General features: G+C 64.4%; 20 protein-coding genes. 6 read left to right on the top strand and 14 right to left on the bottom strand.

Going from position 1 to position 20006, the window contains the following annotated elements; all coding sequences use genetic code 11:
- Position 1: 1 nt before the first annotated feature.
- The 3 genes from JQT59_RS32920 to JQT59_RS32910 are packed head-to-tail and all read right to left on the bottom strand — an operon-like array spanning position 2 to position 3080.
- A complete protein-coding gene (locus JQT59_RS32920) occupies positions 2 to 769 on the bottom strand; it encodes an enoyl-CoA hydratase-related protein (protein ID WP_213573620.1) in 768 nt (255 codons plus the stop codon).
- Complete coding sequence (locus tag JQT59_RS32915) at positions 766 to 1782, bottom strand: phosphotransferase family protein (protein ID WP_249354010.1); 1017 nt, start codon at positions 1780 to 1782, stop codon at positions 766 to 768. The genes JQT59_RS32920 and JQT59_RS32915 overlap by 4 nt, the downstream gene beginning before the upstream one ends.
- Positions 1779 to 3080: an acyl-CoA dehydrogenase family protein gene (locus tag JQT59_RS32910; protein WP_213573616.1), complete on the bottom strand. Its 1302-nt coding sequence runs from the start codon at positions 3078 to 3080 to the stop codon at positions 1779 to 1781. The genes JQT59_RS32915 and JQT59_RS32910 overlap by 4 nt, the downstream gene beginning before the upstream one ends.
- 108 nt (positions 3081 to 3188) lie before the next feature.
- Between JQT59_RS32910 and JQT59_RS32905 the strand changes: the two genes are divergently transcribed.
- Both JQT59_RS32905 and JQT59_RS32900 read left to right on the top strand, forming a co-directional pair.
- Complete coding sequence (locus JQT59_RS32905; protein WP_213573614.1) at positions 3189 to 3665, top strand: VOC family protein; 477 nt, start codon at positions 3189 to 3191, stop codon at positions 3663 to 3665.
- A 4-nt stretch (positions 3666 to 3669) separates the two neighbouring features.
- A complete protein-coding gene (locus JQT59_RS32900) occupies positions 3670 to 4287 on the top strand; it encodes a TetR/AcrR family transcriptional regulator (protein WP_213573612.1) in 618 nt (205 codons plus the stop codon).
- Between the two features lie 27 nt (positions 4288 to 4314).
- Here the strand turns inward: JQT59_RS32900 and JQT59_RS32895 are convergent, their stop codons facing one another.
- Positions 4315 to 4995, bottom strand: a complete 681-nt coding sequence (locus tag JQT59_RS32895; protein ID WP_213573610.1) for a TetR/AcrR family transcriptional regulator — start codon at positions 4993 to 4995, stop codon at positions 4315 to 4317.
- Positions 4996 to 5115: 120 nt separating this feature from the next.
- Here JQT59_RS32895 and JQT59_RS32890 point away from each other — a divergent pair, with 120 nt between their 5' ends.
- Genes JQT59_RS32890 through JQT59_RS32875 form a run of 4 tightly spaced genes read left to right on the top strand, consistent with a single transcriptional unit; the run spans position 5116 to position 10272 of the window.
- A complete protein-coding gene (locus tag JQT59_RS32890) occupies positions 5116 to 6414 on the top strand; it encodes a hypothetical protein (protein WP_213573608.1) in 1299 nt (432 codons plus the stop codon).
- 10 nt (positions 6415 to 6424) lie between these two features.
- The gene (locus JQT59_RS32885) at positions 6425 to 7837 is read left to right on the top strand and encodes an acyl-CoA reductase (protein WP_213573606.1); all 1413 of its coding nucleotides are present in this window, start codon (positions 6425 to 6427) and stop codon (positions 7835 to 7837) included.
- A gap of 19 nt (positions 7838 to 7856) precedes the next feature.
- Positions 7857 to 8828, top strand: coding sequence for an aldo/keto reductase (locus JQT59_RS32880; protein ID WP_213573604.1), 972 nt, complete (start codon positions 7857 to 7859; stop codon positions 8826 to 8828).
- A 19-nt stretch (positions 8829 to 8847) separates the two neighbouring features.
- Positions 8848 to 10272, top strand: coding sequence for an aldehyde dehydrogenase family protein (locus JQT59_RS32875; RefSeq protein ID WP_213573602.1), 1425 nt, complete (start codon positions 8848 to 8850; stop codon positions 10270 to 10272).
- A gap of 79 nt (positions 10273 to 10351) precedes the next feature.
- Here JQT59_RS32875 and JQT59_RS32870 read toward each other — a convergent pair whose 3' ends face one another.
- From JQT59_RS32870 to JQT59_RS32825, 10 genes are all read right to left on the bottom strand, one after another.
- Positions 10352 to 11617, bottom strand: a complete 1266-nt coding sequence (locus tag JQT59_RS32870; protein WP_213573600.1) for an amidohydrolase family protein — start codon at positions 11615 to 11617, stop codon at positions 10352 to 10354.
- Positions 11618 to 11768: 151 nt separating this feature from the next.
- On the bottom strand, positions 11769 to 12530 hold the full coding sequence (locus tag JQT59_RS32865; protein WP_213573598.1) for an SDR family NAD(P)-dependent oxidoreductase: 762 nt from the start codon (positions 12528 to 12530) through the stop codon (positions 11769 to 11771).
- 126 nt (positions 12531 to 12656) lie between these two features.
- Positions 12657 to 13469 (bottom strand): NAD(P)-dependent oxidoreductase, encoded by an 813-nt coding sequence (locus tag JQT59_RS32860; RefSeq protein WP_213573596.1) that lies wholly within the window; start codon positions 13467 to 13469, stop codon positions 12657 to 12659.
- Entirely contained in the window at positions 13466 to 14284 is an 819-nt protein-coding gene (locus JQT59_RS32855) for an NAD(P)-dependent oxidoreductase (RefSeq protein ID WP_213573594.1), read from the bottom strand. Before JQT59_RS32855 ends, JQT59_RS32860 begins: the two co-directional genes overlap by 4 nt.
- Before the next feature lie 28 nt (positions 14285 to 14312).
- Positions 14313 to 14822, bottom strand: a complete 510-nt coding sequence (locus JQT59_RS32850) for a DoxX family protein (protein ID WP_213573592.1) — start codon at positions 14820 to 14822, stop codon at positions 14313 to 14315.
- On the bottom strand, positions 14822 to 15745 hold the full coding sequence (locus JQT59_RS32845; protein ID WP_213573590.1) for an alpha/beta hydrolase: 924 nt from the start codon (positions 15743 to 15745) through the stop codon (positions 14822 to 14824). The genes JQT59_RS32850 and JQT59_RS32845 overlap by 1 nt, the downstream gene beginning before the upstream one ends.
- Positions 15742 to 17457, bottom strand: a complete 1716-nt coding sequence (locus tag JQT59_RS32840) for a thiolase C-terminal domain-containing protein (RefSeq protein WP_213573589.1) — start codon at positions 17455 to 17457, stop codon at positions 15742 to 15744. The genes JQT59_RS32845 and JQT59_RS32840 overlap by 4 nt, the downstream gene beginning before the upstream one ends.
- The gene (locus JQT59_RS32835; RefSeq protein WP_213573587.1) at positions 17438 to 18805 is read right to left on the bottom strand and encodes a cytochrome P450; all 1368 of its coding nucleotides are present in this window, start codon (positions 18803 to 18805) and stop codon (positions 17438 to 17440) included. Before JQT59_RS32835 ends, JQT59_RS32840 begins: the two co-directional genes overlap by 20 nt.
- Before the next feature lie 57 nt (positions 18806 to 18862).
- Positions 18863 to 19054 carry a ferredoxin gene (locus JQT59_RS32830; RefSeq protein WP_109334874.1) on the bottom strand — a complete coding sequence of 64 codons (192 nt, stop codon included), beginning with the start codon at positions 19052 to 19054 and terminating at the stop codon, positions 18863 to 18865.
- Positions 19055 to 19133: 79 nt separating this feature from the next.
- Entirely contained in the window at positions 19134 to 19994 is an 861-nt protein-coding gene (locus JQT59_RS32825) for a mycofactocin-coupled SDR family oxidoreductase (RefSeq protein ID WP_213573585.1), read from the bottom strand.
- Between the last annotated feature and the right edge of the window lie 12 nt (positions 19995 to 20006).

Genomic DNA, 20006 nt, shown 5'->3' with positions numbered 1-20006 from the left:
ATCACCGGCCCTGCCAGATCGGTGCGCGCTTCTCGATGAACGCCGCGGCGCCCTCTTTGGCGTCTGCACTGGTGAATACGATCGACTGCCAGTCGGTGAGCCGTTCCGCGGCCCGGGCAGCATCGGAGACCGAGAGACGGACGAGTTCCTTGCAGGCAGCGAGTCCGAGGGGTGCATTGACGGCGATCCGCGCCGCGTACTCCAAGGCGGTGTCCAACACAGCATCAGCTTCGACCACAGCATTGATCAATCCGAGCTGGTATCCACGGTCTGCGGTGATGAAGTCGCCAGTGAGCGTCATCTCCAGCGCGGCGTGCAACGGGAGTCTCGTGCCGATGGTCGTTCCGCCGCCACCGGGGAACAAACCCCGCTTGACCTCCGGGAAGCCAAATTTGGCGGTCGACGAAGCGACGATGACATCGGCCCCGAGCAGCAGCTCGAGTCCGCCGCCGATGGCCGTGCCGTTTGCCGCACCGATAACCGGGAGGGTCAGTTGACCGGAAGCCAGTCGCGCGTAACCCTCGGAGTTGAAGCCACCCTCGCCTTCTTCCGCGAAGGAGCGCAGATCCATCCCCGAACAGAATGCGCGGTCGCCCGCGCCGGTGAGGACGATGGCGCGAATGTCCGGATCAGCTTCGGCCTCCACGACGACGGTGCCGAGGTCACGCATCAGCGTGCCGGTGAGTGCGTTCCGTGCCTCCGGTCGGTTCAGGCGAAGGACCAGAATGGCGCCGTGGCGTTCCTGTACGAGTTCTGCGGTGTCGGTCATGACTTGTACCCCGTCGTTTCGGCGAGCTCGGCGGCCGCAATCATGGACTGAACGACGATGGGCCCGAAGGCGAGGAGCTTCTCGTTGTCACCCGCACGCTGGTATCCCTGTTCGAGAATGATCGCCAACTTCCATTTGGCGAGGATCCGGTAGTAGTCGAGATCGTCGACCTGGCGTCCCGAGACGTCGGAATAGTGTCCTGCCAGCTGATCCATCGACGGCATCCCCTGCAGGTTGACGTAGCTGCAGGTGGCAGCTTCCGGGGTGCTGGTGTCCGCAGGCCAGCCCTCCAGCATCCAAGCCAGGTCGAGCTTGGGGTCTCCGACCGTGCCCATTTCCCAGTCGACGATCGCGGCCAGTTTCGCCGGTGCACCGTCCTGAAACATGACGTTCGCGAACTGATAGTCGCCGTGCATGATGCCGGGGACGAAATCGAGCGGCTTGTGGTTGCGCAGCCAGTCGGTAGCCACATCGAAACCGTCGAGTTCGCGGCCCTTGATCTTCGCGAAAAGGCCGGTCCAGCGGTCGACCTGGCGTTCGTGGAAGCCCTCGGGGCGGCCCAAGTCTTGGAGACCCCTGGACTTCCAATCGACCGCGGACAAGAGGGCGATGCCTTCGGCCAATTGGTAACCGAGTCCGGCGCGGGCCACGAGGTCGGTGTCGAAGGGGGTGGTCCAGTTCCTGTTCTCCATCGGTGACCAACCGTCGACGAATCCCATCAGGTAGAACGGCCGGCCGAGGACCGATGCGTCTTCGCACACGGCGACGGCCTCGGTGTGTGGCACGTCGGTGCCCTCGAGTGCCTGGATGATCTGCCACTCCCGCAGAATCCCCTTGTCGCGGTTCGCCGGAGCTTCGGGCGGTGGTATCCGGATCACGCAGCGGAGGTCTTCGCGGGTCAGTTCGTAGATGTCGTTCTGTGTTCCGCCGGAAAGGTATCGGTGTTCGAGCGGGGCACCCTTGCGAAGGCCCTGACCGTCCATCCAGTCCGACAGGCGTTGAAAGTCGATCACAAATTTCCTACTTCCAGTTCGAGGTACTCGGCGAACTTCGCCTTGGCGGCTTCTTGCTTCTTCGGGATCCATTCCGTGGGCCAGAGGTCGTCGGTGGGCTTGTAATCGCGAAGTACCTGTTTGGCCACTGTGGTCTTGTGCACCTCGGTGGGGCCGTCCGCGAGACCCATGACGGCGGCGCCGTGAATCATCTGGAACAGCGGCAGCTCGTTCGTCACACCCAGTGCTCCGTGTACTTGCATTGCACGCCAGGCAATGTCGTGCAGAACGGTCGGCATGATGACCTTGGCGGTGGCGATGTCTTTCCGAACCTTCTTGTAGTCGTTGTACTTGTCGATCTTCCAGGCCGTGTGCAACACGAAGAGCCGGAACTGGGCCAACTGGGCGTAGGAGTCGGCGATATAGCCCTGGACGAATTGCTTGTCCGCGAGGCGGCTACCTGAGGTTTCACGGCTGAGAGCGCGCTCGCACATCATGTCGAGCGCCTTCTGTGCGAGACCGATCGTCCGCATGGCGTGGTGGATCCTGCCGCCACCGAGGCGGGCCTGAGCGACGGCGAATGCCTGACCTTCTCCACCGAGCATTGCCTCTTCGGGAACCCGGACACCGTCGTAGTGGATGAGGGCGTGGGTACCGTCGTTCATGGCTTCCCCGTACAGGCCGACGTTGCGAACGATGTCGATTCCGGGCGTATCCGCCGGGACCAGAAACATGGACATGCCCTTGTAGACGCTGACATCGGGGTTCGTGACGGCCATGACGATCAGGAAGGATGCGGTTTTGGCGTTGGACGAGAAATACTTCCAGCCGTCGATGACCCAATGGTCACCATCCTTGACCGCTCGCGTGGTGAACTGGGCTGGGTCGGCGCCTGCCTGGGGCTCGGTCATCGAATAGGTGGAGAACAACTCGCCGTTGAGCAGCGGCTGCAGGTAGCGCTTTTTCTGCGCTTCGGTGCCGTAATGGGCGATGATCTCGGCGTTGCCAGTGTCCGGCGCTTGGCACCCGAACACGATCGGTGCCCACGAAGATCGGCCGAGTATCTCGTTCAGGAGCGCCAACCGGAGCGCTCCGTATCCTTGGCCGCCGAGTTCGGGTCCGAGGTGGGTGGCCCAGAGACCTTGTTTCCGAACCTGGTCTTTCAAAGGGTCGATCGCCTTGCGTCGGGCCCCGTCGAGGGGAACGAACTGTTGGTGCTCCCAGATGTGATCGAGTGGCTCGACCTCCTCGCGTACGAACGTATCCGCCCAGTCCAGTTTCGCTTGGTACTCAGCGTCCGTCTCGAAATCCCATGCCATTGCGCCTCCTTCGTCAGCATGAGAATATCGTTCTCGTGAACACAAATGCAATTCTTATTTTTCGGGGTTTGCTTCTTGAAGCCGCGCGGAGTTGGGCGAGAACGGCCGATGAAGGCTGAGGATCTCTTTCATCTCGGCATCGTCACCGACAAACCCGAAGCGACCCGGATGGAGCTACGCGCCCTGTTCGGGTACGAGTGGGGCGACGAAATAGGTGGTCCGATCGCGGTGACTGTGCCGGACGGTGACACCGTCGTCGATCTCAGCTGCGCATACTCCGTCACCACACCTCGAATCGAAGTGGTGCGAAGCGTCCCCGGAACTCTGTGGGAACAAGCGCCGGGCATTCACCACGCCGGTTACTGGTCCGACGACGTCGCGGCGGACGCTGAAAAACTTGTACGCTTCGGTTTCGTGACCGAGGCGACCCGGGTGGGTTCCGACGGGCAACCGTTCTTCACCTTCCATCGCAGCGCGACGACGGGCCTTCGGATCGAATTGGTGAGTCGTGTGGCGCAGCCAAGGCTTCAGCGGTGCTGGGCCCGCCCCGAGCGGCTTTCGCGCGGCCCAGCCGAAGCGCACTAGCGCGATGGAGGATCTTGCGAACCGTATTGCCCAGCGCGCGTTGGCCAAACGCGGCGCGATCTATGCCATGGAAATCCGTGGGTTGCTCGACGCCGCGCTCGAGGTGATGCGGGCGTGTGGAACGACCACCCGCCCGCGGGTCGCGGACATTGTCGCTGCGGCCGGCCTGTCGAACGAGGCGTTCTATCGTCATTTTCGGTCGAAGGATGCACTGGTGGCAGCGCTCTTCGAGGACGGAACGGAGCGGCTGCGGAAATACGTTGCGCACCAGATGAACAAGGAGTCCACGCCTGAGGCAAAGGTTCGTCGCTGGGTCGAGGGTGTGATCTCCCAGGCTGCCGGTGAGGTCGCGGAAACCACGCGCGCCGTCCTGTGGAATGCCGGCAGTCTCGGCGAGGACGCGGCGTCGGGCCTGCGGTCGGCCAGCGATCCGCTGGCCGGATTGCTGCACGAACCGTTCAGGCAGTTGGGAAGCGAGGCGCCCGAATTCGATGCCTCCCTTGCGGCGCACGCGATGATCGGCACGTTGTCGGACTACCTCTGGCGGCGGGTTCAGCCGACCGCTACCGACATCGATCGCGTCACCGTGTTCTGCCTGAGAGCCGGAGCAGCCGGGCGGTAATGCGCCGGCCGGCCGTGGCTCTCCGGTTCACGTCCGTTCGTCGTCGACGGGCCGCAGGCTGCGAAGAAAGAGCTGCACCACCGAACCGGTGTGGCGTGCCCGGTCCTCGGGGTCGTGCACGATGCCGAAGGACGCGAGGCGCGCCGGCGCGACCGAGGCCATCCCGAGGAAGTGTTCCGCGAGCAGGTCGGGGTCTTCGGCCACGATCGAGCCGTCTGCCGCGTGCCGGTTGAGTAGGTCGACCACGAGCTGCTTGCGCGGCCAGAATCCGGTACCGAAAGTCCGGCGGGCGAGCTCCGGGTAGTGCGAAGCATGGGCAATGGCGATCTGTTCGAGCCTGATCATCGACGGTTCGAGCGCCCGACTCAGCGCGGCGGACGCGATCGCGGTCAAGGCCTCCTCCAAGTCGTCGAGGCTCGGCGCGGGTGGTTCGGGAACTGGCCAGTCGGTGCGTTGTATCGCCCATTCGAGTACCGAGCGGAAGACTGCCTCCTTGGTGGGGAAGCGGGCGTACAGGGACGGTTTGGTGGTGCCGGCCGCCTCGGCGATCGCATTCATCGACGTGCCCTCGTAGCCGTACTGGAGGAAGAGCTCGAGCGCCCTTTCTCGGACGCTTCGATCGATCCGCGTGGCTTGCTCCCGGGTGGGACGGCCGCCGCGGTGTGGCGTGGGGTCGTCTGTACGAGAGCGGGACTTCGGCGACGTCATGCCGGTAAGTCTGCCAGCCGAGATCGGGACGGCGTGTGGACAGAATAACTATACCGTGGGTAAAGTTAAGAAAACTTGACCGAGGGTAAAGTTATTTTCGCTCACGACGCCGGAGGCACAATGTCAGGAACGACGAAACAGCGGAATGTCATCGAGACGCTGGATGCGCTTTTTCAGGAGCGGCGCCGGCAGGTGCCCTTTCTCGCGCAGCGGGCAGATGCGGAGGGAATCGAGAGAATCGCGTCCCGCGAGGACATGATTCCCCTGCTCTTCCCGCATACGGCCTACAAGAGTTACCCCGAATCGCTGATCGCGAAGGGCAATTGGCGGCAGCTCACTCGCTGGCTCGATTCCCTCTCGACCCACCGGGTCACCGACGTCGACCTGTCCGGCGTCGCGGACGTCGACGGCCTGATCGACAGGTTGGAAGCTGCCGGACATCTGGTGTCGAGTTCGAGCGGCACCAGCGGGAAGAGTTCCTTTCTGAACAAGTCTCCGCGCGACCGGGAAGTGTCGCTGCAGAACATGCTCGACGGCCTGACCGATCTCGGTCTACCGCCGGAACGCACGTGGCATTTCATTCCTGTCGGTCCGGAAACCGGGCTCAGCGGACACAATGCCATGCGCGACCTGCTCCTCGGCTCCTACGGCCGACCGGACGGCATCCCACCCTTTCCGTCCGCGCCCCCCGCCGCCGGGCACCACGCCTACATGGCGCGCCTGTCCGCTGTGCGCAAGGCGATGGCCGACGGGACCGCCACACCGGACGAGCTCGCGGCGCACGAGGCAGAGGCCGCGAAGCGGCAGGCGGAGAACGAGCGGCGTTTGCACTACTGGGCAGAGCAGATACTCGAACATCGTTCGGAGCGAATCTTCTTCAGCTCCCAGTTCGCAAGCCTGTTTCGGCTCACGGAGATACTGCGCGAGCTCGGAGCGAAAGACGGAGACATCACCGGCGAGAATGCGCTGACGGTGGGCGGCGGATTGAAGGGCCACTCCTTGCCTGCCGACTATCAAGCGCAGATCTACCGGATGCTGAATATCTCACCGAGCAGGTTCTTCCACTACTACTCCATGCAGGAGTTGAATCTGCGTCTTCCCCGATGTTCCGCCGAGCGCTACCACGTGCCGTCCGGACTCGTACTCTTCGTACTCGACAAGAACGGCGAGGCGCCGGCACCGGAATCGCACGGACAGGTCGAGGGTCGTGCCGCATTCTTCGACACGACCGTCGACGGGCGCTGGGGCGGGACGATCACCGGCGACAAGATCAGCGTCGACCTAGACGCGTGCGCCTGCGGCCGATCGGGGCCCTCGATCGCCCCCGACATCACTCGGTACTCGGATCTGGTCGACGACGACAAGATCACCTGTGCCGGCACCACGGATGCTTACGTCCGCGGATTCATCGAGGACTGAGGACGAAACCATGACGACGACAACCACTCTCACCCCGAGTACGTCCAAGATCCGTGTACCCCACTTCGTGCGCGGCAAGCTGATCTGGGGTGACGACACCGAATATCTCTCCCGCGACTTCGGCGTGCCGTTCGCCACGCCGCGCCTGAAGCTCGACGAACTGTTCGTTCCGCGCACCCAGCAGGGCCCGGCCTTCGGCGTTCCACTCTCGGAGATCATCGACTTTCTCGTCGAGACCGCGAAACATCTCACGCTCGAAACGAACGAATATCTGCAGGAGTCCCTCGAGATGACCCTGCAGGTCAGCGCGCTGCCCCGGCGGATCATCGAGAATACGTTCGCCAGGCCCGGGCAGTTCCTGACCAGGGAGGCGCTCGAGTACCGGCTCGACCGCACGTTCGGTGACCGGAATCTACTCGACGGATGGGTCGAGCGCACCGATCCGAACGGACGGGTGAGCCGGATTCGGGCCTTCCCGCCTCGGCTCGTCCACATGCTCGCAGGGAACTCACCGAGCGCAGCCATGACCTCGATCGCCGACGCGGCGCTTGTCAAGGCGGTGAACGTCTTCAAGATGCCCTCTGCTGATCCCTTCACCACGGTTGCCGTACTTCGAACCATGTCGGACATCGAGCCCGATCACCCGATTCTCCGATCGATGTCGGCTGTCTACTGGCGCGGGGGCGACGCGCAGGTCGAGAACGTGCTGTACCGCTCTCAGTACTTCGACAAGCTGGTGGCCTGGGGTGGCGGCTCCGCGATCGAGAACGCCGCGAAGTACGCCGGGCCGGGGTTCCAGTTGATCTCGTTCGATCCCAAGGTGTCGATGTCCATCGTCGGCAGAGAGGCGTTCGCATCGGAGGAGACCCTGCAGCAGGTGGCCGAACTCGCCGCAGCCGACGCCACGATCTTCAACCAGGACGCATGCGTCGCAGCTCGGCACATCGCGGTCGAGGGTGACATCGGGCAGGTCGACCGGTTCTGTGCCGCGCTCACCGCACGACTCGGTGTCGACCGGGACTTCGCGGAGGCAACCGGGCCGAAGACTCCCAGCGACATTCGTGAGGAGGTGGAGGGAATGCGCTTCCTCGAACCCGACTATCGGGTCTGGGGAGGTTACGACGGTAGCGGCCTGGTTGTGCGCTCGCCCGAGCCGGTCGACTTCCACCCGACGAACAAGACGGTCAACGTCGTGCCGGTCGCGTCGATGGGCGACGCCGCCGCCTTCGCGACGGTGGCGACGCAGACGGTCGGCATCTACCCGACACACCGGAAGGCCGAGGTGCGCGATCATCTTGCCACGGCGGGCGTGCAGCGTGTCGTGAAACTGGGTAGCGCACTCACCGGCAGCATGGGCAGCCCTCACGACGGTATGTATCCCCTCCATCGTTTTGTGAACTGGGTGGTGGACGACGATGCCTGACTCGGATCGCAGGAGGGGAATGGGGATGCGTGTGCTGGGCTCGTCCGGCCTTCGTGTCAGCGAGCTCTGCCTGGGTGCAATGACATTCGGGACGGAGTGGGGGTTCGGCGCGGATGAGAAGACGTCGCGGGAAATCTACAGTGCCTTCCGCGACGCGGGCGGCAACGTGGTCGACACGGCCAATAACTACACCGAAGGCGCGAGCGAGTCGATTGTCGGGCGACTGGTAGCGGGCGAGCGCGATTCTGTCGTCCTGAGTACCAAATTCACACTGCCGACCCACAAGGACGATCCGAACTCGGGCGGCAGCCACCGCAAGAGCCTGCGTCGCAGCGTCGAGACGAGCCTGCGACGGCTGGGCACCGACTATGTCGACTTGTTGTGGGTACATGCGTGGGACCAGTGCACTCCCGTCGAAGAGACATTGCGTGCACTCGACGACCTGGTGCGAGCAGGCAAGGTCCTCGCGATCGGCGTGACCAACACGCCCGCCTGGGTCGTCTCCCGATCGGCCGCTATTGCCGAGTTGAGGGGCTGGTCCGCGTTTTGCGGCATGCAGGTCGAATACTCGCTCGTCGCACGGACTCCGGACCGAGAGCTCCTGCCCATGGCGCGGGCACTCGGCCTGGCTGTCTACGCGTGGAGTCCGCTCGCACGCGGGATACTGGCCGGGAAGCTTCCCGGTGGTATGGAGCGGCTGTCCCTGTCTCACCAACGGGGTGTGAACGCCGCCGTCGAAATCGCGGAAGAACTCGGAACCACCTCCGCGCGCGTGGCGCTGGCCTGGGTGCTGCGCCAGGGGCTGATGCCGTCGATCGGCGCACGTACCGTGAACCAGATCCACGATAATCTCGGCGCACTGAGTGTCCATCTGGACGACTCACATATGGAGCGGCTCGACGCGGCCACACGTGTGCGGCTCGGCTATCCGCACGACTTTCTGCACGAGCGTCGGGCGATGTTCTCGTCGGATGCCGACAACGCAACCTGAGTGGGAAGGAACCACGATCATGGCGACTACACGGTCGTTCATCAATGGAGTATCTGTCGATTCCCCCGAGTGGTACGAGAACATCGACCCGTCCACGGGCCGTTCCCTGGGCACCGTCGCACGTGCCACGGCGCAGCAGGTCGATTCCGCGGTGTTCGCTGCCCGTGCGGCGAACAGGTGGTGGCGGCGCACCAAGCCCGAGGATCGTGCAAACATCCTCACCCGTATCGCACACCTGATCCTGCGCGACAAGGAACACCTTGCGCGGATGGAGAGCGAGGATTCGGGCAAACCTCTCAGCCAGGCGCGCAACGACGTCGACGTGTCGGCACGCTACTTCAGCTTCTACGGGCACGCGATCGACACCTACTACGGTCAGTCGATTCCGCTCTCGGCCGACCTGCACGTGTACACCCGGCGTGAGCCGTTCGGGGTCACCGCCCACATCGTGGCCTGGAACTACCCGATGCAACTCCTCGCGCGCGCGGTGGCACCCGCCATTGCAACCGGCAACTGCTCGGTGGCCAAACCGGCGGACGAAACACCCCGCACCGCGGTGGCGTTCGCGCAGCTGGCTATCGAGGCAGGCTTACCGCCCGGTGTGTTCAACGTCGTCACCGGGATCGGCGCCGAAACCGGTGCGGCACTGTCCACGCATACCGGGATAGACCACGTCGGGTTCGTCGGGTCCACCCGGATCGGCGCGGTGATCGCGCGTGCGGCCGCCGACCGTGTCGTTCCCGTGGTACTCGAGCTCGGGGGTAAGTCCGCGCAGATCGTCTTTCCCGACGCCGATCTGGACGCAGCGTCCACGGCGGTGGCGAAGGCAATCCTGCAGAACGCCGGGCAAACCTGCTCCGCAGGTTCGCGTCTGCTCGTTCACGAGTCCGTCCATACCGAAATGGTCGATCGGGTCGCCGAACGCTTCGCCCACGTCACCATCGGAGCCGGTGTCGACGACAAAGAGCTCGGTCCGCTGGTGTCCGCCAAGCAGCAGGGCCGGGTCAAATCCATGGTCGACGATCTCACCAAGGGTGAAGTCGTGTTCGGGGGCACCGTCCCTGACGACGAATCGCTCGCCGGCGGCGCATACTTCGCGCCGACCCTCATCGACAACGTGGATCCGGTCTCACCGATCGCTCAGGAGGAGATTTTCGGGCCCGTTCTCGTGGTCAATTCCTTCGCCGCCGAAGAGGAGGCGGTCGCACTGGCGAACGGCACCGAGTATGCGCTGCTCGGCTCGGTGTGGACCTCCGACCTTTCTCGGGCGCACCGGATGGCCGCGGACATCGAGGCAGGTCAGGTGTACGTCAACACCTACGGCGCAGGTGGTGGTGTGGAACTTCCCTTCGGCGGCTTCAAGAAGTCCGGATACGGGCGTGAGAAAGGGTACGAGGCCCTCGACGCCTTCACCGCTACCAAGACGGTTGTCGTCAAACTCTGACGTGAAGCGGATCGACCCTCTACGCATGATGCCCGCCGACTCCGGTCGGCGGGCATCATGCGTGTAAAAGGTTCCTGGCCTAAGAGTTCGCGAGTTCGTAGCGTCGGCGGTACTCCTCCTTGGACGTCTCACTCACGTCGACGTCCGTGGCGCGGGCACGCAGGGCTCCCACGGTGGCCTGCTCGCGAGGAGTGTGCTCGAACGGATCCCAATCGAAGAACCTGGCAACATTCTTCCAGGTGATTTTATCGATCTCCTCGTCGGTGCAGCGGGAGGCGGCGAGCTCCTCCATCAGCATCTCCGGCGAATTCGGCCAGGTGGAATCGGAGTGCGGGAAGTCGCACTCCCACGCGATGGTGTCGATGCCCAGCCGCTCACGGTTGTTCAGACCGCTCGGCTCGGTGATGTAACACGCCAGGAAGTTCTTTCGCCACACGTCCGTAGGGCCCATTCCTTTGGGAAGGAAGCTCATGCCCGTCCACGACTGGTTCTCGATATGCCGCTCCAGCCGGTCGAGCCACGGCGCCACCCAGCCCACACCACCCTCGCTCATGGCGACCTTGAGGTCGGGGAACTTCTGGAAAGCCCCGCTGAGCATCATGTCGTTGGCCGCGATGGTCGAGATGAGGGGCGTCAAGACCATCATGTCGTCGATGTTGAAACCCTCTGGCCGCTTGACGAGGCCGAAGCCGCCGCCGATGTGCAGGCTGAGGACGATGTTGTGCTCCACGCACGCTTTGAAAACCGGGTCCCAGTGACCCGATTTGAAGTCGGGAAACCCGACACCGTAGGGCGTTTCGGGAATGCTGATGGATCGACAGCCCATCGCGGCGAGCCGGTGGATCTCCTTGACCGACGCGTCCATGTCGAAGAACGGGATGATGCCGAGCGGGATGAAGCGGCCCGGGTAGGTGCTGGGGACCTCGCCGACGACCCAGTCGTTGAACGCCTGGCAGGCAGCGAGAGACAGCTTCTTGTCCGGCAGGCTGGCCAGATGGGTGCCGGCGAATCCCGGGAAGGTGGCGAAAAGTGTTGCGGCAAGGGTGCCGTTGGCATCCATGTCCCGTACCCGCATGCTCATGTCGTAAACACCGGGGCGCATCTCGGCGTAGCCCGTCGGATCCATTCCCCACTCGTTCTTGGGCCAGGAGACCACGGCGTTCAGCCCCGAGCTGCCGACCACGACGTCCTGGAACATCCAGGCCTGCACGTTGGGGTTCCGCGGGTGGGCTGTCAGCTTGGGAGCTTGGTCCATGAGACTCTTCGGGAAGTGCTTTTCGAAGATGTCGGCTGGTTCGACTACGTGGTCGTCGATGCTGACCATCACCATGTCGTCAATGTTCATTGGAAGTCCTCTCCTGCACTGCGCAGAAATATCCGGCAGTGGCGCCAGTCACTAATGAGAATAGTACTTTCATTTGTGAGAATCTAGATCCCGCGGTTGAATCGGCAGTTTGCGGTGGGGCCGGTCGTGGGCGGGAACCGAGCGACACCGTTCAGCGCAGGACAGTGCCGCCATCGACGTTGACGACCTGACCGTTGATCCACGCCCCGTCGTCGGACATCAGATAGGCGACCATTCCCGAGATGTCGCTCGGCCTGCCCGCGCGCGGGCTGCGGGATCGGGCGATCAAAGATTGCAGCAACTCCGGCGAGGCCCCCTGCTCGATCTCAGGAGTGAGGATCAATCCGGGAGTAATGGCATTGGCGCGGATGCCCTCCCGGCCCCAGCGAGAGGCAACGTGCCGCGCCATGGCATTGATACCCGCCTTGGTCGCGGAGTAGGCCGGGCGTTCGGGATCACCCGTGAAGGACGCGATGGACGAGGTGTACACGATGGTCCCACCGCCTCGGGCGAGAAGCTCCGGAATGCTGTGGCGGGTGACGAGCATGTGGCCGCGGAGATTGACGGCGATGGTGCGGTCCCATATCGCGAGGTCGATATCGACGATATTCGTGTCCTTGGACACCGCCGCCATGTCCCCGGCGTTGATGTGGACTGCGTCCAGGTGTCCGTAGGTCCGCACGGAGAACGCGAGCAATTCCTTGACGGACTCGTCGTCGGAGATGTCGAACTGTGCGGCGACCGCCTGACCACCGGCCTCGCTGATGGCTGCAGCGGTCTTCTCGGCACCGGGAAAATTCAGGTCACCGACCACGACCCGTGCGCCGCACTGTGCCAACCGGTGCGCAGAGGCGGCGCCCAGGCCGGTGGCCGCACCGGCGACGAGGATTACCTTGTTTGTCAGACCCTCCACGAGGACCTCCTTGGTGACGTCATTCCGCGGTCCATGGGGAGATCCGCGGCGATCGGGTGTGCGAAATGGGGTGCTCGGCGTCGTTCATCGACAACGCCTCCTGCCGCGCCGGCAGTACGGAAGTGCTCATCGGGGGTACCGCACCGGATGGCCAGCGCTGATGACTTTTTCGAGGATTCCGAGGTCACCGCCGAGTTCGGCGACGGTTGAACGGACTACGGCCACATCCTTGTCGAGGAACTCACCGACCGCGCTTCGGAAGGACCCCACCGAGCCTCTCTCCGCGACCCTGCCCATGACCCGACTGGCGGAGCTTCCGTGGGGAAGGGCCTCCAACAGCACGGACTCGTCTAGTCCGAGCTGCCTGCCGAGGTCGGCGGCTTCGGCGAGGAGTCCGATCTGTGCCGCGAACAGTGCATTGTTCACCAGCTTCACGCGTTGACCGTTGCCGCTGGGGCCGACATGGAGAATGGGATCGCCGTAGCTTTGCAGTATCGGGCGAGTTCGTGCCACAGCGCCCTCGGGTCCGCCGAGGAAAAGGGTCAAGCACCCGGCTGCGATATCGGGTGGCCCGCCGCTGACCGCGGCGTCGATCACGTCGATGCCGTGTGCCGCTGCACGTTCCGCGACGGTCTCGACCGTGCGGGGACTCACCGTGGTGTGGACCGCCAGGACGGCGCCGCTCGGCATGGCCGCCAGCAACGGGCTGTCGAGGCACACGTGCCGAACCTGGTCGTCGCTGAATACGCATACCGTCACGAGATCGGCTCCCTGGCCGATCTCGGAAAGATCGGAGAATGCCTCCGCCCCCGACGCGTAGATAGCGGCCCGGCTTTCGGGCGAGCGGCCCAGCGCGCGCACTTCGTGACCGGCTTCGGCGAGCTTGCGCACCATGGGGAGTCCCATGCGCCCGGCGCCGATGAATCCGACGCGACTCATCTCGGGTGGTCCATCAGGGTGAGCGTGGTGTCTGCGGCGGCCATCGCGATTCCCGTCGGGACCTCCGCCGCGGCCGCGAGACCGGCCACCAGCCCGACATCCTTCTGGAGCAGCTCGCCTGCGTGCGCCGCGATGCGATCGAGAGTGCCGCCGGCAGAGACGATTCGGCTGAGTGCAAAGCTGTCGGCTGTCCCGTGTGTGATGACTTCACCGAGTCTGGCGGGGTCGACACCCAGTGACTGCCCGAGGCTCAGGGTGCTGGCCGCCGTGGCGAGGTTGGCGGTGAAGAGCAGATTGTTGAGCAGTTTCGTGACCTGTCCGGCGCCCAGCGGACCTAGGTGGACGACAGGGTTCGCATACATCGAGAACACCGGCCGGCAGCGGTCGTAGTCGTCGACCGCTCCTCCCACCATCACCAGCAGACGCCCTTCGGTGGCCGCCGATCCGCCGCCGCTCACCGGAGCATCGACTACGGAGACCCCGCGCTCCCGCGCCTTGGCAGCCAGGTTGTGACACGTGTCCGGGTGCACCGTGCTGTGGATGGCGATCACGCCGCCGTCCTTCATTCCCTCGAGTACACCGTCCTCACCGGCGACCACCTCCTGGACGTCGTCGTCGCTGACCACGCAGATGCACACGAGATCGCTTGCTGCCCCGAGGTCGGCAGGGGAGTCGGCAAACGTCGCGGCGGTGTCGGCGAAGGGCACGAAAGCATCGGGACGGCGCGCCCACAGGGTGACGTCGTAGCCCGCATGAATGATGCGGCGTGCCATGGGCGCGCCCTGGCTACCGAGTCCGATGAATCCGACGCGCATCAGTGTTCCTCCGATTCGAGATTAGGAATCATGCGGCCACGACCTCTCGCGGCTGCGGTCGCCAGAACACTGCAAGCAGCCCCGCCGTCGATGCGACGCCCAGACCCAGTGCGGTGCCCCCACCGGCCCAGCCGGCGATGTCGATGCCTGCGATGGCGTCGATCGAGAACTCTCCCGGCCCGAGCATTGCCAACGCCAGAGCGGTCACCGACAGCACCAGGACGTATTCATAGCCTTCCTTGAAGACGAAGAACCCGTTGGGCCGGTGGGCGAGGATTCCCGCCACGAGCATCACCGAGATGACCGCCGCGCAGGCGAGTGGTGTGAGTAGGCCAATGACGAGAAGTAAGCCCGCACCGATTTCGGTGACAACACTCAGCCACGCCTGCAGCTTGCCCTGCCGCAGACCCAGTCCGCTGAACCAGCGGGCAGTCCCTTCGATACGGCCACCGCCGCGCCAATGGTTCAGTCCGTGCGCGATCATGGTCACTCCGACAACCAGTCTGACAAGTAGCAGTGCAACATCGACGGCGTGCATCAGTCGTCCTTTCCCGTTGTGCTGTGTGTGCAGTCCTCGACGAAGGACAACACCTTCGCGTAGTAGTCCGGGGCTCCATGGCCGAGACTGAGGTTGTGCCCGCTGCCGGCCTGTTCGTTGACAGTGACGCGGGGCGCAGCAGTGAACATGGCCGCGATGTCTTGCAGTGCAGCGGAGTCGATTCGCCACACCTTCTCGAACTCGGCGGCGGTGAAGTGGACGGGAACTCGTATCCGCGCCGCGAGCGCCGGAAAGTCGATTCGCGCCCAGGTCGCCAGGACACCTGACTCGTAACGGGGAGTCGATGAGGCGATAGGTGCGCCGCCGATCAGTTCGGTGGGGTACAGGTGGCTCGGTTGCCACAGCAACTCGCGCACGGCCTCCGGTGGTGCCGGCTGGTGCGGCGTGCCCAGGATTTCCGCCGCCACCGGCTGGTGTTCGCGACCGGTGCCGGCAAGCTCGATACCCAGTAAGTCGGTGCCTCGTTCGTCGGCGGCCATGCGGACTGCGAGCTCCGAACCGGCCGAATGCGCCCACACGAAGACGCCGGCGCCGCGCGGGCGCGACCCGAGGTGGTGGTCGATGGCCGCATAGGTGAGGTCGACGCGTCGTTGGTGGGGGGCGATCTCGACCGCGAACGGTGCAGAAGTGCCGTAGCCCGGCCGGTCGAGCGCGAGCACGGTGTACCCGAGCGCAGACCCGAACCGCAACAGCGACAGTTCGGGGTGGCCCGGGCAGTCGTAGTAGGCCGAGTTCGTTGCTCCGCCGTGCAGCGCGACGATCACCGCGCGCGGATTCGGGGCCTCGGACAACAACGCCGACATCGGGACTCCGTCGATGTCGGCCACGCGCGCGCACGGCGTGGTGGTTTCAGGTCCGTCGAAGTCGGCGGGCAGCGAGAGATCGCGATCCGTGGTGGTCATGCATCCGTCCTGAGGAGCAGGGCGCCGCCGGGGGAGAGGCCTCCGGTGGCGGTGACGGCGACGCGGGCGCCGGGAACCTGGCGTGCCCCGGCATCGCCGCGCAATTGGGTGACGGCTTCGTGGATCAGCCCCATGCCGTGGGTACGGCCGTGTGAGAGCTGACCGCCGTGCGTGTTGAGGGGGAGCACGCCGTCCCGGGCAATGTTCGTGCCGCCGTCGAGGAAATCTTTCGCTTCACCGATGCCGCAGAAGCCCAGGGCCTCTATCCAGGACAGGCAGTTGAACGTGAACCCGTCGTAGAGCTCGGCCACGTCGACATCACCGGGGCTCATCGAAGTCCGCGACCACAGGTGGGCGGCGGGGCCGAGAACCTGAGGTTCGTGCGTCAGCGTGCTCTGATCCCATTCGATCCGCTCGACGATCTGGGTGCCGACGGCCTCGACGAGCACGGGCGGCTTCGCGAGATCGTGGGTGGCGTCCACCGCCGAGACGATGACGGCAACCGAGCCGTCGCAGGGAACGTCGCAGTCGTAGAGACCGAACGGTGTGGTGATCGTCCGGGCAGACAGGTAGTCGTCCATCGTCATCGGATCGCGGTACACAGCAGTGGGATTGAGCGCGGCGTTGGCCCGCTGGTTCAGTGCGATCCAACCGAGTGTTTCCCGGGTGGTTCCATATCGGTGAAAGTGCCGCTGTGCGTTCTGGGCCAGCGTATGTGCTGCCGAGGTGGCCCCGAACGGCACCATCCAGCTGGGAGTGCGGCCGGTGGCCGGTGGGGGGATCTCGCCGCGACGCATCTGCTCGCTGTAGGTCGCTTCCCAGAGGGTCCGGTAACACAGCACATGACGTGCCAGGCCACTGGCGACCGCGAGCATCGCGGCGATCACGGATCCGCCTGGACCGAAGGTTTCGATGCCCCCGTTGTGCCATGTCGGCCGGAGTCCGAGGGCTGCCTCGACTCCGGACACACCGCCCTCGCCGAAACCGCCGACTTGGCCGGCGCCGGGATAACTTGCGAGGCCGTCGATATCGTCCATCGTGAGGCCGGCATCGGCCACCGCACGCTCGCAGGCCTGCAGTGTCAGCGCCATCGGCGACACCATCAGCCGTCGACCGATTTCCGACATCCCGATGCCGGTGAGAGCTACCTTGTCCTCGAACTTTTCGCGCGTCACCATGGGGCGCACGGACTTCCTGATCTGGCTCGGATCGACGTCGTCCGTAGGCAGGGGAAGAGGCGCAGGCTGTTCGGCCGCAGGCCGGAACAGCGGGAGCCACACATCGCCGTCCTGCGTGAAGACGACCTCCATCCGCATACCGAGTTCGAGCAGTGCAGGGTCGCACTCGACCACGTTGGTCGTCAGACGAACCCGCTGATCCTCGTCGATCGCGACCTGGGCCACCACGTAGGGCGCCGGCAACCCGGGCAGGCTGAAGCGGTGATTGACAGTGAATCCGATGAGAGTCGCGGAACCGGACACCACCCGGACACCCAACTGATGGCTTCGGCAGTACCGGCAGATCGGTTGTGGCGGATGGATGAGAGCCGAGCACGACTCACACTCCTGCAGCCGCAGGCGGCCATCCGCGCCGGACGTCCAGAAGAAGCGGTTCTGCGGCGTGATCTGGGGAAGGGGACGGCCGGACTCTTCGGCCGCCTTCCCCTCTACCACCGAATCGACCACCGTGGAATCAGCCACGTGCTTGCGCATCCTTACCTCGTGCCGTGATCGGTTCGGCGAGTCCCTGCTCGTCGCAGATCAGTTGGAGCTTGTCGAGCGTGTCATCCAGGCCGGCGCCCAAGCGGGGGCCGGGAGTGAACGTCGCCGGAAGATGACGCATGCCCTGAATGACACCGATGGAGTCGTAGTGCACGGTGCCCTCCGGGTCACAGCGGTAGTCGGGCATCCGGTCGAGCACGGCGACGAGCATCCGCTTGAACACGGTTCGTGCGACGTTGGATCCGATGCAACGGTGAATTCCCAGACCAAAACTGAAGTGGCGGTTTCCCTTGCGCTCGAGATCGATCTGGTTCGGCTCCGGAAACAGCGACGAGTCGCGGTTGGCCATCGCCCAGGACAGCCAGAGGCGGTCGCCCTCCTTCAACTGGATTCCGTCGTACTCGCAGTCGGCAGAGATCGTGCGCCCGTCGCCCGGTGCAGGGGCGAAGTAGCGCAGGAATTCCTCGGTCGCGGAGTTCAGCAGGGTGTCGCGTTCGCGGCTGAGAGTGTCGCGCTCCCCGGGATGCTGAGACAGCCACTCGAGCGAGTGCGCCGTAAGTGCCGTCGTCGTGTCGAACCCGCCGCCGATGAGGAGGCTGAGAATGCCGAGCAGTTCCATATCGTCCGGTGTCTCGCCGTCGACTGTGGCGCGTGCGAGCGCGTCCACCAGTCCTGGACGGGGATTCTCGCGGATCTCCATGAGATTGGTGAGAAGGTCCAATCCCATGGCGCGATGCAGTTCTCCGATCCGCGGGATGTCGGGGGAGTCCGGTGGTGTGTAGACCGCGGCGTGGACCGGCTCGTTGTAGATCGTCCATTTCTTGATGGGGATTCCGAGCATCGCCAGTGTGAGGACGGCGGGGACGATGTTCGCGAGCTCGTCTACGAAGTCGATCCTGCCCGTTTCGATTTTCTCGTCGATGGACGCGCGCACCACCTCGTCGATGAACGGGATCCACCTGTTGACTGCAGCGGGCGACAGGTACGGGTTGAGAAGCGAACGAAATTCGCGATGCTCGGGTTCGTCCATTTCGAGGATGCCGCCTCGGACGCCGCTCGCGCGTTCCATTGTGGGGATAGCTATGCCCTTGTATCCACGACGGATGCCTTTCAGGTCGTGATCGTTCGACACGTCGGCGGACCGGGCGAAGGTGAACACCTCGCGACCGCCCGCGGCGACCCAGTGGCCGCCATGGGTATCGGACCAGGCCATCGGACACTTCGCGTGCATTTCCTCCGTTATCGGTAGGAAATTGTCACGGTACTCCGGTGCGTGCCGGTCGAAGTCGTAGGTGTTCTTCTTCCGACTGTCGTCGTCTACGACGTCATCAACGCTCATCGCGTCGTCCTCTCTTGCGGTTCGGAGTGAATCGGCGAGTTCCGATCGGCAGCCGTGTCAGAAAAGGGAGATAGCCTGCTCTGGGCAGGAGTGGGCGGCTTCGCGCACCTTCTCTTCGTGTTCGGCGGACACCGATTCGCTGACGGCCGACGCGTGGCCGTCGATGTCGCTCAGTTCGAATACGTCTGGAGCTGCCATTGCGCACAGCGTGTGCCCTTGGCAGCGTTCTGGGTCGACCTTCACCTTCACGTTATTCCTCCTGATTGCAGGTGAATCAAATTCGAGCACATACTGTTTCGATTCCGTCGAGCCGCGCTCCGGCCGCAGGTCAGGTGTGGTAGTCGTACCACTTGAGGTAGCCGCCGCCGTCGACACGCATCTGCATGCCGGTGACGTATCGGGCTTCGTCGGAGGCGAGGAACAGGACGGTGTTGCTGATGTCCTCGGGCTCGACGTAGGGGATCGGCATGGCCTGTTGAACCCCGAAAGCGGGCTCGACGTCCGCCCGCGTCGGGTGTTCCAGATCTGGCCGGAACGATCGATACATCGGCTCGCTCTGCAGCATGTCGGTATTGCAGTTCGTCGGGTGCACGACGTTGGCACGAATGCCGCGCGGGGCGAGATGTGTCGCGAGTTCGTGGATGTATTGGGAAAGTGCACGTTTGGAGAAGACGTATGCGATTCCGCCGAGGTCCTTGCCGGGAACGTCCACCTTGCTCACGTCCATGAGTGCGGCGGTCGATCCGGTTGCGATGATCGAGGCACCGTCTCCGAGGTGGGGTAACGCGACCTGGACGGCATTCATGGTCCCGATCAGGTTGGTGTCGACCACAGCACACCAGGCGTCGATCTGTGGTTCACCCTTCATGCCCGCGACACCGGCTTGCGCGACCACTATGTCGAGAGAGCCGAGTTCGGCGATGCCACGCTCCACCGCGGCCCTCAACTGGTCGACCTGCCGAACGTCGGTCTGGACGGCGACGATGCGCCGGCCGTGCTTCTCGACCAGGCGGACAGTCTCCTCGAGATCCTCCGGGGTCGCCATCGGATAACCGATCGCCGCGATGTCGCTACACAGGTCGACAGCGATGATGTCGGCTCCCTCTTCGGCCAGTCGCACCGCATGGCTGCGACCCTGGCCCCGCGCCGCGCCGGTGACGAACGCGACCTTGCCCTCAACACGTCCCACTGAAAATCCTTT

The organism is Rhodococcus sp. USK13 (assembly GCF_018343855.1).
Classification (GTDB): Bacteria; Actinomycetota; Actinomycetes; order Mycobacteriales; family Mycobacteriaceae; genus Rhodococcus_F; species Rhodococcus_F oxybenzonivorans.
Note: the sequence above shows the minus strand (reverse complement) of the source record. Positions and strands in the feature narration are given on the sequence as shown.

Excerpts from the sequence above, each read along its gene's own strand:
- JQT59_RS32870 (WP_213573600.1), bottom strand. The coding sequence starts at position 11,617 with ATGAACATTGACGACATGGTGATGGTCAGCATCGACGACCACGTAGTC.
- JQT59_RS32890 (WP_213573608.1), top strand. The coding sequence starts at position 5,116 with ATGTCAGGAACGACGAAACAGCGGAATGTCATCGAGACGCTGGATGCG.
- JQT59_RS32860 (WP_213573596.1), bottom strand. The coding sequence starts at position 13,469 with ATGAGTCGCGTCGGATTCATCGGCGCCGGGCGCATGGGACTCCCCATG.
- JQT59_RS32855 (WP_213573594.1), bottom strand. The coding sequence starts at position 14,284 with ATGCGCGTCGGATTCATCGGACTCGGTAGCCAGGGCGCGCCCATGGCA.
- JQT59_RS32895 (WP_213573610.1), bottom strand. The coding sequence starts at position 4,995 with ATGACGTCGCCGAAGTCCCGCTCTCGTACAGACGACCCCACGCCACAC.
- JQT59_RS32835 (WP_213573587.1), bottom strand. The coding sequence starts at position 18,805 with ATGAGCGTTGATGACGTCGTAGACGACGACAGTCGGAAGAAGAACACC.
- JQT59_RS32850 (WP_213573592.1), bottom strand. The coding sequence starts at position 14,822 with ATGCACGCCGTCGATGTTGCACTGCTACTTGTCAGACTGGTTGTCGGA.
- JQT59_RS32840 (WP_213573589.1), bottom strand. The coding sequence starts at position 17,457 with ATGCGCAAGCACGTGGCTGATTCCACGGTGGTCGATTCGGTGGTAGAG.
- JQT59_RS32920 (WP_213573620.1), bottom strand. The coding sequence starts at position 769 with ATGACCGACACCGCAGAACTCGTACAGGAACGCCACGGCGCCATTCTG.
- JQT59_RS32900 (WP_213573612.1), top strand. The coding sequence starts at position 3,670 with ATGGAGGATCTTGCGAACCGTATTGCCCAGCGCGCGTTGGCCAAACGC.
- JQT59_RS32905 (WP_213573614.1), top strand. The coding sequence starts at position 3,189 with ATGAAGGCTGAGGATCTCTTTCATCTCGGCATCGTCACCGACAAACCC.
- JQT59_RS32885 (WP_213573606.1), top strand. The coding sequence starts at position 6,425 with ATGACGACGACAACCACTCTCACCCCGAGTACGTCCAAGATCCGTGTA.
- JQT59_RS32845 (WP_213573590.1), bottom strand. The coding sequence starts at position 15,745 with ATGACCACCACGGATCGCGATCTCTCGCTGCCCGCCGACTTCGACGGA.
- JQT59_RS32910 (WP_213573616.1), bottom strand. The coding sequence starts at position 3,080 with ATGGCATGGGATTTCGAGACGGACGCTGAGTACCAAGCGAAACTGGAC.
- JQT59_RS32875 (WP_213573602.1), top strand. The coding sequence starts at position 8,848 with ATGGCGACTACACGGTCGTTCATCAATGGAGTATCTGTCGATTCCCCC.
- JQT59_RS32880 (WP_213573604.1), top strand. The coding sequence starts at position 7,857 with ATGGGGATGCGTGTGCTGGGCTCGTCCGGCCTTCGTGTCAGCGAGCTC.